This is a genomic window from Cytobacillus sp. SAFR-174 (genome assembly GCF_051964675.1).
GTDB lineage: Bacteria > Bacillota > Bacilli > Bacillales > Cytobacillaceae > Cytobacillus.
Window position 1 is genome coordinate 26647 of the sequence record NZ_JBQCMZ010000008.1, and the last position, 13819, is coordinate 40465.

Sequence of the window (13819 nt, forward strand, 5' to 3'; positions counted from 1 at the left end):
GTATTATTCCGCTTCTTTCAAAGTCAGTTTATATTCACCAATTTGCCCTTTTTCGTATAGATTCGTAATTGATGTTGAATATTCTTGAATCGTTCCACGGAACTCAAGATGTCTCTCGGGTACGATTACATCAAATGTTCCTTTGTAAAGTAACGTTGCTATGTCATGGTAGTCGTCACTTGTAACATAAAAAGTTAAAGATATCTGAGTTTTACCTTCTATCTTTTTTTCATCATATTGTGTGATTTTAATTTTAGTATCATTTAGTTGGATTTCTGTAACCATTTCATCATCGTCCCTTTCTAAAAGGTAACACATTCCTAATACATTTAACGTACTCTAACTTCGAAATGACGCCGTATGATATGATTTTTCTAGAATATGTGACGAACGTAAACTTTCTGCGTTCTTCACAACCATGTAAAAAGTTATTCAACCGTTAATACCCCCGTTAGCTGTATTTTCAAGAATGTAACCAACTTACTTGTGACCCGCGCTTTTATTGAATTTGGAATCGATCAGGCATCATAATACTCAGGAAATCTACAATCCCATTCCCTATCATGAATTCTTCTCTATCTTGGTCAACTAGTACTCTTCTGATGCATAATAGATTTTTCTTTATAATCTTCAGATACAGATACTCACTTAAAGTCACCCAATGATATATGCAAATAGTCTAACTTTTTATCAGCTAATTTATCAACAAGATAAAGGGTATCTGATATTTTTATTCCAGATTCTTCATGTTCTTCTGGAGAAAAACGATATCCCACAATAAAATCTTGAACATTTGAATTATCCACGATCTCAGTAACAGCATCAACTATTTGGTTAATGAAATTGATAATGATTATCAAAATTAACACGTTTTAAAAATAAATAAGAAAAACACCTCCAGTTTGAAGGCGTCTCCTTATTTGTATGTCTCATCCTGCTTTTCATAGGGATAGATCATCTCTTCGTCCAGGTCCATTTGTTTTAAAAAATGATCATGAATGAATTGCCTGATTTCCATAAGCTCTGATCCTGTCGGAAATGCAGAAACATTTATGGCTGGCAGATCCCCTATCAGCTTGGATGAATGATCAAGATCGGTTGAAATGACCAGATCAAACTCTTCATATTCTGAAATTAAATCGATGCTTGATGAATCAAGCGTTGATATAGAAAGCTGTTTTCCAAAATGATAATTTAGCACTTCCCTAATATAATCTTTTTCATAATATGTCCGGCATACAAGCGCAGCTTGGATTACATGCCTATTCCTCCTTCGCAGAATAGCAGCCTGGAGAAGAGTAAAGATTTCAAGAACATCCAGCTTTTTAAAAATAAGGGGGACTTTCGAGAATGTTTTGACTCCCAGGTCCTCTATTGTTTTGAAAAGTGGATTAGTCTCATAATATGGAAAATATTGTATCATTGAGCTATGGAGTGTTTCAGTATTTAATTCTTTTTCAAGATAAATTCTCTTGAATGTCTGGTAAATGTGAAAAAGAAAGATATCATCATCTGTTAAATTAAAGCCAGCAATATTCGAAAGGTTTTCTAAGTAGACAGAAAAAGGATGTTCCCTTTCGCCTATCCTCCTCCTGCGGAGATAACGCAGATGCTGCGATCTATTCGTCGGCCTTTCTTCACTCATTAAATAAATGGCAAAGAAAAGTATTTCCTGGAGCTGTGTTTCCCTGGAAGGAATATTGGCTTTAGCCATAAAATGCACTATTTCCTTAGCAGAGAGAAAAAATTTACTTTCTTTATATGCATCCACCAAAGTTTTTGGAAATGAAACAAAATAGCCCATAGACATACGTAGATTTGAAATATATAAGATCATTTTGAGGCGTTGAACGGCTCCTGTCCGGAGAGTCATCGAATAGCTCGAGGTCTGTTCCAGCAACGCCGATTGAAAATCGCCGGAATACAGCCAATCCTTCTCAGCTTCCGGTTTAAAGCTCATTAAATCTAAGTATTGCATGATAAAACGCCTGATATTTCTTTCATCACCGATTACTTTGAAAGGACTCGAAGTTAAAGTAAGCTGTGATTCCTGAAGAACCTCCTGAAGCTTTTCAATGTGGCGGTATGCGGTCGAACGGCTTATATGCACCTCATTGGATATCAGAGAAATATCTATTCCATCGCTTAATAAAATCAGCTTTAACGTATGGAAATAAGTATTCTTATCGCGAATTTCTCTTAAAATGCTCTCCAGAGTCCCGCTTTCAGGTTTTCTCAGCCTAACGCCAAAAGTATCATGCTTTTCGAGCTTCCAATCCTCCGGCAGAATTGTCTCCAGGAATTCGAAATCACGCCATATCGTGCTTTTGGAAAAGCCTGTTCGTTCTGCCAGCTGCGCTAAGCTGATCCAATTATTTTCACTGAGCAAATGAAAGATCAAATCTGAGTAGCGTTTATAAAACCTATTCATGTTATCACCTATCTTTTCAGGCTCTTTCAATTTATCGCAGTCTAACGGGCAGTAAGACCCCCACCTCAAGACTCAGAGGAATCAATGGAGGGGTAAGTGGGGGTCAAACAGCCCGTAAAGGCCCGATTGGTTCAACTAACAATCAGTGGGGGATAAGGAAAACCCCCACTGATTGAAGTTTCACTTTATCTTTTCTTTTAACGTCAATGCTTACTCCTTCTAAATTGAAGCACAACCATAAAAAGACATGCTCTGGAGAACATGCCTTTTTAATAAATTCAGCGCATTTTTAATTTCTAACCTATTCTAACCCAGCCTCTTTTAATCGCCAGTAATACTGCCTGAGTCCGATCATGTACCTTTATCTTTCTCAGAATGCTGCTGACATGATTTTTAACTGTCTTATCGCTTATAAAAAGAATCTTACTGATATCAGTGTTGCTATTTCCATCTGCCAGCAGCTGCAGCACCTCACATTCGCGTCGGGTCAATATATGCAGCGGACGCTGATAACCTTGACTTGAGACATAATTGCTGACTGAATTTAATTCTGTAAGCCTTCTATATTCCTTAATAATATTTTTTGTAACCTTCGGATCCAGATAACTTCCGCCGCCTGCAACAACCCTGATTGCTTCGATCAGCCTATTTGCGCCAATATCTTTGATCAGGTATCCGGCAGCACCATTCTGCAGCACCCGGGTGACATAATGTTCATCATCATAAAAAGATAAAATAATGGTTTTGCTTTTCGATTTGTTTTCAATCAGCTTATCCGTTGCTTTGATGCCATTCATATTTGGCATATTGATATCCATAATGATGACATCCGGCTTAAAAACTTTATCAATGTTGAGAGCATCACGGCCATCTTCCCCTTCAGCAACTACTTCAATGCCCTCTTCCATTTCCAGTATTCGTTTAACCCCTTCTCTGTAAAGCTTATGATCATCTATAATCGCAATTTTCAGTACCATTTCCTGTTCACCTGCTCAGTTGTATTCTGAACCAAAAAGTCTATAAAACCTATTTTACAAAAGTTTTTTCATAGCACAGTTTCAATTATGAGGTTTGCTGTTTCAAATTAGAAATTTCCCTGTTGCTTCCTGACACCAAGCAAATAATCTGAATTTTATGGTATGATCGATTTACTATAAGGAAGGAGTATTCTGATATGAACTCATACAGCAGTACCTTAAATGGTGTTTTTCCATCTGTCTGCTCCTTGGATTGCCCGGATCAATGCGGCCTTCTGGTACATAAAAAAGAAGGAAAAATCGTTAAGATTGAAGGCGACCCCAATCATCCTGTCACACAGGGGAATATATGCAATAAGGTCCGCAGCATGCCTTCAAGGATTTATGATCGGAATCGGCTCAAGTATCCAATGAAGCGTGCCGGAGCCAAAGGTGAAGGGCATTTTGTACAGATTGGATGGAAAGAAGCTATAGACACGATAACATCCAGATGGAAGGACCTAATTACCGAAAACGGTCCTGAGAGCATCCTGCCATACAGTTTTTATGGTAATATGGGCAGATTAAGCGCTGAAGGAATGGACCGCCGTTTCTTCCATAAACTCGGAGCATCCCGTCTAGAAAGGACGATTTGCCAATCTGCCGGTACAGCAGGATATGCGTATACAATGGGAGGCAGCTTTGGGATTGACCCGGAGGATACCATCCATTCAAAGCTCATTATTTTATGGGGCATTAATGCAGTCAGCACAAACATGCATCAAATGATTCTCGCCCAGAAAGCAAGGAAAAACGGTGCGAAAATCGTTGTAATTGATGTCCATAAAAACCAGACAGGGAAAATGGCCGACTGGTTTATACCCATTACACCCGGCACCGATACCGCTCTGGCACTTAGCATCATGCATGTTCTGTTTGCGGAAAATTTAGTGGATGAGGCCTTTCTCGAGGAGTTTACGGTTGGCCATCAGGAACTTCGCGAACATGTGAAACAATATGACCCTGAAACAGCAGCCGGCATAACAGGTGTGCCGATAGAGGATATTATCAAATTAGCCCGTATATATGGTGAGACTTCCCCGGCTTTTATCCGGATCGGCAACGGGCCACAGCATCATGACAATGGAGGAATGTGCATCCGCACGATTTCCTGCCTGCCCGCACTTACTGGCCAGTGGCTCATAAAGGGCGGCGGTGCCATCAAGGGAAACTCCGGCTATCTTGCTTTTAATACTGGTGCCCTTCAAAGGCCTGATCTCCTGCACAAAAAGAATACACGCATAGTTAATATGAATCTGATCGGTTCTGCATTGCTTGAACTGGAAGAACCGATAAAATCCATGTATGTCTATGGAACCAACCCTGCACTTGTGGCACCGGAAGGGAATAAAGTCCGGCAAGGGCTGCAAAGGGAGGACTTGTTCATTGTTGTCCATGATCTGTTCTTAACCGAAACGGCTATATATGCTGATATTGTGCTTCCGGCGTCTTCTTCTTTTGAAAATACGGATATATATTCATCCTATTGGCATCACTACATGCAGATTCAGGATCCAGTCATTGAACCTTACGGCGAGTCAAAGTCAAATGTGGAAGTGTTTCGGCTTCTTGCAGAAGGAATGGGCTATCATGATGCTGTATTTCATGAAACGGAAGAAGAAATGATTAATGCAGCATTGGATTTTCCAGCTAACCCCTTCATTGAGGAAATCAATGCTGAATCTCTAAAGAAAAACAAGTTTATCAAAGCGAGGGTAAAACCGCTGTTTCCCGGCAGCCTCCCCACGCCAAGCGGAAAAATTGAATTATATTCGCAGAGAATGAAAGATGATGGGCATCCTCCTCTGCCTACCTATATACCGCTAAAGGAAGACGACACCTTCCCGTTTTTATTTGTGCCTGCACCCAATCATAACTTTTTGAATTCAACCTTTTCAAATAATGAAAAACATGCAGGCATGGAGAAGGAGCCCCGCCTTCACTTGAATAGAAAGGATGCGGAGGATGCTGGTATTGTGGATGGAGAGATGGTACGCATTTGGAATGAGCGCGGAGAATGCGAACTCAAAGCGGCTGTTGGGGAGCTTGTCCTTCCAGGCACAGTAGTTTCTCAGGGAATCTGGGCAGATATCCCGGGAACCAAACATTTGGTCAATTCGCTGACACCGGATCGTCTTTCCGATATGGGCGGCGGTGCCGTGTTCTTTTCAGGCCGGGTAAATGTTTCGAAAATTAGTATAGAATAACCCCTGTAAAAATCAGGGGTTTTTGTATGCTATGAAACATTGTTAGTCTTAAAATTAAGATCATCTATGTATGAATCAATATCCGCTTTGTTCGTTAATACAACGACCTTTTTTCCTTCTGCAGCAAACCTGTCAAGCCGCTCAGCCATTTTCTTTTTGCGAGGACCATATGTTGTCACTATGAATTTTATAAACTTCCAGTCCATTTTCTCCCTGCACCCGGGAGCCATATCTGGCCGGGTTTTGCCAAGGTTGGTCACCCACCTTTTTAATACCCTGTACAGGCAGAGGTACAGGGGCAGTTCCAGATATATGACTGTATCACATGCCGCTGCCCTGATTTCAAAAGTATTGCTGTAATTGCCTTCAATAATCCACTGCTTTTTTTTCACTATTTCACGCTGGGCATCCGAAAATTCCTGAAGCTCCCTTTCCACCCAGCAGGGCTTCCAGTATAAAACATCAAGATGAAGTACCTCAATGCCTGTTTTCTCGCCCAATTTTCTGGCGAAGGTTGATTTTCCTGCGCCTGCAGAAGTTCCAATCACCATAACTCTATTCAAATAATCACCTTCCCTTGCCGAATCCGTTTAATTACATTCAACATCTATGCTTCTATTCCCTCTTTGGAAGCTAAAGTTTTACTTACTTAAAAACCACCCTAATAAGTGCTATAATATGTAAGTATTTTAATTAGAGGGGCATGATTATATGGCATTAACGAAAAAAAAACGGGTAGTAAAAGAAATAAAACAGCTTATCATGATCACGATAGGTGCGATGATTGCAGCAGCAGGACTTGAGTTTTTCCTCGTTCCCAACAGCATCCTTGATGGCGGTGTTATCGGTCTATCCATAATTGCAGCAGAGCTGACCGGGATGACCATGAGTATATTTTTAATCCTTCTTAACCTCCCATTTCTCTATATTGGCTACCGCAAAATCGGAATGAAATTCACGATACATACCTTATTCGGAGTAATTGTTTTATCCGCAAGTACCGCCTATCTCCACCATTTTGAGCCTGTTACAGATGATTTATTTCTGGCTACAGTCATTGGAGCAGTCATTCTGGGAACAGGAGTTGGCCTTGTCATCAGAACTGGCGGAGCTTTGGATGGTTCAGAGATTATCGCCATCCTGGTCAGCAAGAACCGTCCGGTATCTGTCGGCCAATTTATCATGATTGTCAACGTATTTATCTTTATTCTTGCAGCTTTCCTCGTTTTCAGCTGGGAAACAGCCATGTACTCCATTATCACCTATTATATTGCTTACAAAATGATTGATATAGTTGTGGAAGGTATGGAAGAGCTGAAGTCGGTTACGATCATTTCTGATGTGCCTGAAGAAATCTCAGCCGAGCTCCAAAAGCAATTGGGACGCGGAATGACCTATATTCAGGGCCAGGGTGTTTTTACAGGAGAGCCCAAAAAGATCATTTATACAATCGTAACAAGGATTGAACTATCAACTCTCCGTTCCATTGTCGAAGATATTGATCCCGGGGCATTAGTGGCTATTGAAAATATGGCCGATGTCAGCGGCAGCAACTTTGATAAAGGTACAGCGCACTAAAAAGAAAAGCGCAAGCGCCTTGCCCACGAAGGAACGCAGACTAAGAACGCCACGTCCTCCCGAAAGCTGCCGCTTTCGGTCGTGCGATGTATCGCTGCCGTAGCTTTCCTTGTCCTGTGGCAACGTCTGCATGACCCGCATCCTCCTAAAAGCTAACGCTTTTAGCCGTGCGATGATGCTGTCGAAGCTTTCCTGGTGGAGCTAGACAGGAATCGACGTTCAAAAATTATATACTTTCTTATCTTTTTAAAAAAGCAGCCTCCCTCACACATGCAACAGTGCGGGAGACTGCTTTTTTGTTATATAAACAGCAGCAGGCTGAGCGCCATGACGGCCATCCCTGCCACAAGACCATAAATGGAGGTATGGGCTTCATCGTATTTCTTGGCAGCCGGTAATAATTCATCAAGAGAAATGAACACCATTATTCCGGCAACTGCCGCAAAAATTACCCCAAACATGACATCGTTTAAATATGGCATTAATATCAAGTAGGCCACTATTGCACCAATCGGCTCTGAAAGCCCTGATAAAAATGAGAGCTTAAAAGCCTTCTTCTTGCTTCCTGTGGCATAATAGACAGGAACTGAAACAGCAATCCCCTCTGGTATATTATGGATGGCAATGGCCGCCGCAATGGCGATACCAAGCGAAGGATCCTGGAGGGCAGAAGTAAATGTTGCAATTCCTTCCGGGAAGTTATGAATTGCAATTGCCAATGCCGCAAAGGTCCCCATCTTTAAGAGTGCCGGATCTTTGACGGCATTGCCGGAATCATTCATTTCTTCCACTGTCCTCACTTCATGGGGATTATCCTTTTTAGGGATAAACCGGTCAATTAATGCAATAAGGAGGATCCCCCCAAAAAAACCTCCAACAGTTGCCCAGTTGCCGCTTACTTGACCTAATGCTCCTACAAGTGCATCTTTGGCTTTAACAAAGATTTCAATCATGGAGACATAAATCATTACACCTGCGGAAAAGCCAAGTGCCAATGATAAAAACTTCGTATTTGTTCTAGAAGTAAAAAAAGCCATTAAACTGCCAATACCTGTCGCTAAGCCGGCAAACAAAGTAAGACCTAATGCAAATAATACTTCCTGCGACATTTCACTCTCTCCTTTTTCTCTATTGCCAAAAAGTTTCTCCAGGGCAACTTTTGCGTTAAAAAAATATATGTGCCAAATTACTATAAGTATATGCGCCTAACTTAAAAAGTTTACTTTGGTAAACATTTTATCTCCAACCCAAACCAAAAGCAATAAAAAAGGACTATTCGATTATTTTTTCTTCAATATTATAAGAAGTATAGAGGAAAATGTGCATAATAAAAACAAAAAACCTTCGCCATTTAATGCAGCGAAGGATCATTCCCAGACTCGTTTTGATTTGAGAAGTTCCTGAAGGTACCCAATATAGATATGGCCTTACCCTCGGCTTGATGGGTGTTAGACTTGGCTGCATAAGCTCACCTTCAAAAAAATATAGTTAATTAAAAAATATATGATTCTGAAGGTGAAGTAACCTTGTAATTTATACTAGCCATAAAGGAAGAACTCCGGCAAAAAAGAGCAGCCTTAGACTGCTCCTGACCCGTATCTTATTTTAGAAAGATACCATTCATATATTCCTTATAAGCGGTCCGTATTTCTTCTTCCGTATTCATGACAAACGGGCCACGGGCCACAACCTGTTCTTTGACCGGCTCACCTGCATATAGCAGAAAGCGCAAAGGCCCTTCGGCTTTAACGGCTATTTCGCTTTCAGCGTTCCCGCCATCCCCCAATTCAAGGACCTGGCCATTGGCCCCTTGAACTTCATTTTCTCCAAAAATCCCGCTGCCCTCTATAATATAAATAAAGCCTTTGTAGCTTCCAGGCAGTTCCTGTGAAGCTTCAGCGCCTTTTTCCATCCTTACTTCAACCATTGTGACAGGCACATGATTTAAGGTTGGAGATACAACTCCTTTCGAGGATCCGGAGAAGACTTTAAAAACAGCACTCTCTTCCTCCCGGACAGGTACTTCACTGCCTTTAAGGTTTTGGTATCTTGGTGCTGTCATTTTCTTTTCCCGTGGAAGATTGATCCACAGCTGCAGCGAATGGGCAGTAATTCCTTCAGATGGCACTTCATTATGAACGACACCGCTCCCTGCTGTCATCCATTGAACATCACCAGGACCTAACACACCGCCCTCACCGGAATGGCTGTCATAATGCTCAATGGCCCCATCAATGACATAAGTTACCGTCTCAATCCCGCGATGGGGATGAACGTCAAACGCTCCTTTTTGAAACTTATCTTCCATCATCAGCAGAAAGGGGTCATACTTTTCCCAATTTCCCGGTTCTATAACAGGACCTGCTGCATGAATGGGACTGTGCTCCTGCAATTTTACTTTCCTGATTGAAGCAATCTCCCGCTTAGTTATTTTTTTATTCTGCATCACATTTCTCCCCTTTATTATGTAAAGGAGCAATTGAAAACAATTGCTCCAACTATATTATTGATTTCCTTTTTTAATCCACTCAGCAACAGTGACTGTCCTTTTTGCCTGATACTTCACAGCTTCTTTTACATCCTCAATCATTTTTCCATCCTGATCAACCGTTACGCTAGTTCCATATGGATTGCCGCCTGCTCCGAAAAGAACAGGATCGGTGTAACCTGGAGCAGCTACAATCGCTCCCCAATGATACATTGTGGTGTAAAGAGAAAGAATCGTTGCTTCCTGGCCGCCATGCGGATTTTGGGCTGATGTCATCGCACTTACTGCCTTATTCGCAAGCTTTCCTTTTGCCCAAAGACCGCCAGTTGTATCAAGGAACTGCTTCATTTGGGAAGGCATATTGCCGAAACGGGTAGGCACACTGAATATGATGGCATCTGCCCATTCAAGATCGTCCGGCTTAATTTCAGGCACATCCTTTGTAGCCTCGACAGTGGCTTTCCATGCAGGATTGCCTTCAATTGCTGATTGCGGCGCCAGTTCCGGAACCTTAAAAACTTTAACCTCCGCACCAGCTTCTTTGCCGCCTTCCTCCGCCCATTTAGACAATTGATAGTTTGTTCCGCCCATGCTGTAAAAAATAACGGCCAATTTTACATTTTCCATATTAATCTTCTCCTTTTTAGGTGAATTTCCAAATAACCTTGATAGGATACCCCTGATCGCACTCCCTATTCTTTCATTCTCTTCCCTTATAATTCATTCGATTAACTTTTTTATATTTCTTTATACCAGCGGGCTGCAGCCTGAACTTCACCCATGGTTAATTGGTGGCCAAAACTTTCCCAGTGAAGTTCTACTTTCGCTCCTGCACCTTCCAATAAAGACTGTAAATCAGTCGATTCTTCTGCAGGACAAATGGGGTCATTGGTCCCGGCCGCGATAAATACGGATGTTCCGCTGAGATCAGGCAATTCAGCACCACGCCTTGGAACCATTGGATGGTGCAGAATCGCTGCTTTTAAAGAGTTTTCATGATGGAATAATAAGCTCCCTGCAATATTAGCTCCATTTGAATAGCCGATTGCCACAATGCTGTCACGCTCAAAGCCGTATTTCTGTGCGGCTTCATCTAAAAAGCCGTTTAATTCTTTTGTGCGAAAAAGCAGATCTTCTTCATCAAAGACACCTTCTGCCAGCCTGCGGAAAAATCTGGGCATCCCATTTTCCAGCACATTACCGCGCACACTTAGAACAGAAGCCTCCGGATCAATATGACCTGCAAGCGGCAGCAGGTCAGTTTCTGTACCTCCCGTTCCGTGAAGCAGCAATAATACAGGCTTGGAAGGATCTTTTCCTTTTTGAAAAATATGTTTCATCGTCTCTTCCTCTCTTTGTTTTATCGCAGTCTAACGGGCAGTAAGACCCCCACTTCAAGACTCAGAGGAATCTAAGGAGGATATAGGGGTCAAACTGCCCGTAAAGGCAAAAATGAACAAAGACTAAGAACGCCACGTCCTGTGGCAACCTCTTTGTGACCCACTTCCTCCCAAAAGCTGTCGCATTTGGTCGTGCGATGCTCATGCTGACGAAGCCTTCCTTGTCCTGTGGGCCTCAACTAACAATCAGTGGGGGATAAGGAAAACCCCCACTGATTGAAGTTTCACTTTATTCCAGTTCCCTGACTTCAATCGGGATTAATTTTTGCTCGATGCGATTTCTCATATTCTCATATTGTTCAGGAAGCATCAGCTTCTCCCCCATTTTCCCTGGTGATTCGTCATGTGCAAATCCAGGCGGGTCAGTTGCAATTTCAAAAAGAATATCCCCATGCTCCTTAAAATAAATGGCATTAAAATAATTCCGGTCCCTGACTGGTGTTACTCCATAGCCATTAGACCTCACATATTCCTGCCACTCCAATTGATCCTCGTCATCTTCAGCCCGCCAGGCGATATGATGGACAGTTCCGACACCCATCCTGCCTCGCTTGCCGGAAGTCTTATTCAGGTCTATGACATTGCCGATTGAGGCTGACGATTGGAACCGGATTATTTCTCCTTCTTCCCCAATGCGTTCAAGACCCATCACCCTTTCAAGCAGATCTGCTGTCTGTTCCGGCTGGGATGAATAAAGAGTCGCCCCTGCAAAGCCCTTTACTGCAACATCAGGAGTAATGCCTCCTAATGTCCAAGTATTCCTCTCACCCTCATCTCTTTCCACCATTTCTAATACCAGACCATGAGGATCCTGAAATCTAATTGATTCTTCGCCGAATCTTTTTTCCGTTGTGTAAGAAATTTTATATTTCTCAAATCTTTCTCTCCAGAATCCAAGGGAACCCTTGGGAATGGCATAGGAGGTGACCCCGACCTGACCATCCCCAATCTCTCCCCCGAAGGCATTTGCCCATGGAAAAAAGGTAATGATTGTCCCCGGCTTCCCTTCATTATTGCCAAAATACAGGTGGTAAGTGCCAGGGTCATCAAAATTCACAGTCTGCTTGACCATTCTCAAACCTAAAACGCCTGCATAAAAATCGATATTCTCCTGAGGGTGGCCGACGATCGCACTGATATGATGAATTCCACTTGTGGCTTTATTCACTTCTTCACACCTCTTTCTCATTAATGTAACCAAAATTCAATCTATGAAACTCATTTTAAATCAACTATTTTCATTTCAAGATAAAATTTTATTTCTCAATCAGAAAACACTCGATGCCTCGAATTAATTTATCTCGAATTCAAGATAATTATAAAATATACTCACGCTTGTGTCAATCTTTCGGATTGAAGCAGAAACTGGACTATTTTGATTGAGCATATTGACATCTCCTAAAACATAAAGGTATATATTAATTATAATATTAGAATTTTCAGACGAATATTTGGAGGTAAGGATATGTACAATGCATACTGCCGAATGTACCAGAAAACCTTCAAGCTGGTATCGCCTCTTTTGCCCTGGCGGGAACCGGAACTGATAGGAGGCGCCAATAGCCTGGACAAACTTCCTGATATTATTAAGAAAACAGGCATAAGCAAAATTTTGATTGTAACGGACAGTGGTATCACTTCTCTTGGGCTGATGGATGGTTTGCTATTAAATTTACAGAAAAGGAATATTGAATTTTATATTTATGATAAAACTGTTCCAAATCCGACAATTAACAATATTGAAGAAGCACTGGAAGTATACATGAAGAATAATTGCCAGGGTATTCTTGCCTTTGGCGGGGGTTCACCGATGGATTGTGCTAAAGGCGTTGGTGCAAGAGTTGTGAGGCCTGAAAAAAGCATCCCGCAAATGAAAGGCCAATTTAAAGTCAGAAAAAAGCTCCCTCCCCTTTTTGCAGTCCCGACTACAGCAGGTACAGGAAGTGAAGCTACTGTTGCAGCGGTCATTACTGACAGCCGGTCACACGAGAAATACGCCATTATTGACCTTTGTCTAATTCCCCATTATGCGGTTTTAGACCCTATGATTACTATAAAACTGCCTCCTCATATTACAGCTGCAACCGGTATGGATGCACTAACCCATGCCATCGAAGCTTACATTGGGAGAAGCAATACAGCAGAGACGAAAAAATTCAGCATAGATGCAGTCCGGCTGATTTATGATAATCTTTACGAAACATATCAGAATGGCGAAAATCTGGAGGCTAGAGCCAATATGCAAAAAGCTTCTTATCTGGCCGGGCTGGCTTTTACCAGGTCCTATGTAGGCAATGTTCATGCTATCGCCCATACGCTCGGAGGATTTTACTCTGTCCCTCATGGTTTGGCTAATGCCATCATTCTTCCATATGTACTGGAGCATTACCGCGAGGCAGTCTGGGAACCCCTAGATGAACTCTCAATGGCGGCGGGCATTGGTGATCCGGGAGCTTCAGCTGAAGAAAATGCAAAGAGCTTTATAAGCAGCATAAAAACCCTCAACTATAAAATGGGGATCCCCCTAAAGGTGAGCGGAATAATAGACAGTGACATTCCCATAATGGCTGAACGTGCCTTAAAGGAAGCCAATCCCTTGTATCCTGTACCGAAAATCTTCGGCAGAAATGATATGTTAAAACTGTATCAGATTATAAAGGAATAATTTTCAGGGCATGCCATTCGAACGCATGTATTTC

General features: G+C 42.0%; 12 protein-coding genes and 1 pseudogene. 3 read left to right on the top strand and 10 right to left on the bottom strand.

Going from position 1 to position 13819, the window contains the following annotated elements:
- Positions 1-3 precede the first annotated feature (3 nt).
- From ACTHRG_RS10250 to ACTHRG_RS10265, 4 genes and pseudogenes are all read right to left on the bottom strand, one after another.
- On the bottom strand, positions 4-285 hold the full coding sequence (locus ACTHRG_RS10250; protein ID WP_048009952.1) for a DUF3219 family protein: 282 nt from the start codon (positions 283-285) through the stop codon (positions 4-6).
- A gap of 362 nt (positions 286-647) precedes the next feature.
- Positions 648-842, bottom strand: a pseudogene (locus tag ACTHRG_RS10255) (oxidoreductase); the annotation flags it as partial.
- A gap of 74 nt (positions 843-916) precedes the next feature.
- The gene (locus tag ACTHRG_RS10260) at positions 917-2431 is read right to left on the bottom strand and encodes a helix-turn-helix domain-containing protein (RefSeq protein ID WP_404355036.1); all 1515 of its coding nucleotides are present in this window, start codon (positions 2429-2431) and stop codon (positions 917-919) included.
- Positions 2432-2727: 296 nt separating this feature from the next.
- Positions 2728-3408, bottom strand: a complete 681-nt coding sequence (locus ACTHRG_RS10265; RefSeq protein ID WP_394579162.1) for a response regulator — start codon at positions 3406-3408, stop codon at positions 2728-2730.
- A gap of 197 nt (positions 3409-3605) precedes the next feature.
- Here ACTHRG_RS10265 and ACTHRG_RS10270 point away from each other — a divergent pair, with 197 nt between their 5' ends.
- Positions 3606-5654, top strand: coding sequence for a molybdopterin-containing oxidoreductase family protein (locus tag ACTHRG_RS10270; protein ID WP_440231138.1), 2049 nt, complete (start codon positions 3606-3608; stop codon positions 5652-5654).
- Positions 5655-5683: 29 nt separating this feature from the next.
- On the opposite strand, the gene ACTHRG_RS10275 is transcribed toward ACTHRG_RS10270, so the two are convergent.
- Positions 5684-6217, bottom strand: a complete 534-nt coding sequence (locus ACTHRG_RS10275; protein WP_440231139.1) for a topology modulation protein — start codon at positions 6215-6217, stop codon at positions 5684-5686.
- A gap of 148 nt (positions 6218-6365) precedes the next feature.
- Between ACTHRG_RS10275 and ACTHRG_RS10280 the strand changes: the two genes are divergently transcribed.
- Positions 6366-7232, top strand: a complete 867-nt coding sequence (locus ACTHRG_RS10280) for a YitT family protein (RefSeq protein WP_076259300.1) — start codon at positions 6366-6368, stop codon at positions 7230-7232.
- Positions 7233-7531: 299 nt separating this feature from the next.
- Here the strand turns inward: ACTHRG_RS10280 and zupT are convergent, their stop codons facing one another.
- From zupT to ACTHRG_RS10305, 5 genes are all read right to left on the bottom strand, one after another.
- Positions 7532-8341 (bottom strand): zinc transporter ZupT, encoded by an 810-nt coding sequence (gene zupT, locus ACTHRG_RS10285; protein WP_076259297.1) that lies wholly within the window; start codon positions 8339-8341, stop codon positions 7532-7534.
- A 491-nt stretch (positions 8342-8832) separates the two neighbouring features.
- A complete protein-coding gene (locus tag ACTHRG_RS10290) occupies positions 8833-9678 on the bottom strand; it encodes a pirin family protein (RefSeq protein WP_440231140.1) in 846 nt (281 codons plus the stop codon).
- Between the two features lie 57 nt (positions 9679-9735).
- Positions 9736-10347: an NAD(P)H:quinone oxidoreductase gene (gene wrbA / locus ACTHRG_RS10295; protein ID WP_076259291.1), complete on the bottom strand. Its 612-nt coding sequence runs from the start codon at positions 10345-10347 to the stop codon at positions 9736-9738.
- 110 nt (positions 10348-10457) lie between these two features.
- Positions 10458-11060: an alpha/beta hydrolase gene (locus ACTHRG_RS10300; RefSeq protein ID WP_440231141.1), complete on the bottom strand. Its 603-nt coding sequence runs from the start codon at positions 11058-11060 to the stop codon at positions 10458-10460.
- A 289-nt stretch (positions 11061-11349) separates the two neighbouring features.
- Positions 11350-12288 carry a ring-cleaving dioxygenase gene (locus ACTHRG_RS10305; RefSeq protein ID WP_440231143.1) on the bottom strand — a complete coding sequence of 313 codons (939 nt, stop codon included), beginning with the start codon at positions 12286-12288 and terminating at the stop codon, positions 11350-11352.
- A 297-nt stretch (positions 12289-12585) separates the two neighbouring features.
- Between ACTHRG_RS10305 and ACTHRG_RS10310 the strand changes: the two genes are divergently transcribed.
- A complete protein-coding gene (locus tag ACTHRG_RS10310) occupies positions 12586-13785 on the top strand; it encodes an iron-containing alcohol dehydrogenase (protein ID WP_440231144.1) in 1200 nt (399 codons plus the stop codon).
- Positions 13786-13819 lie beyond the last annotated feature (34 nt).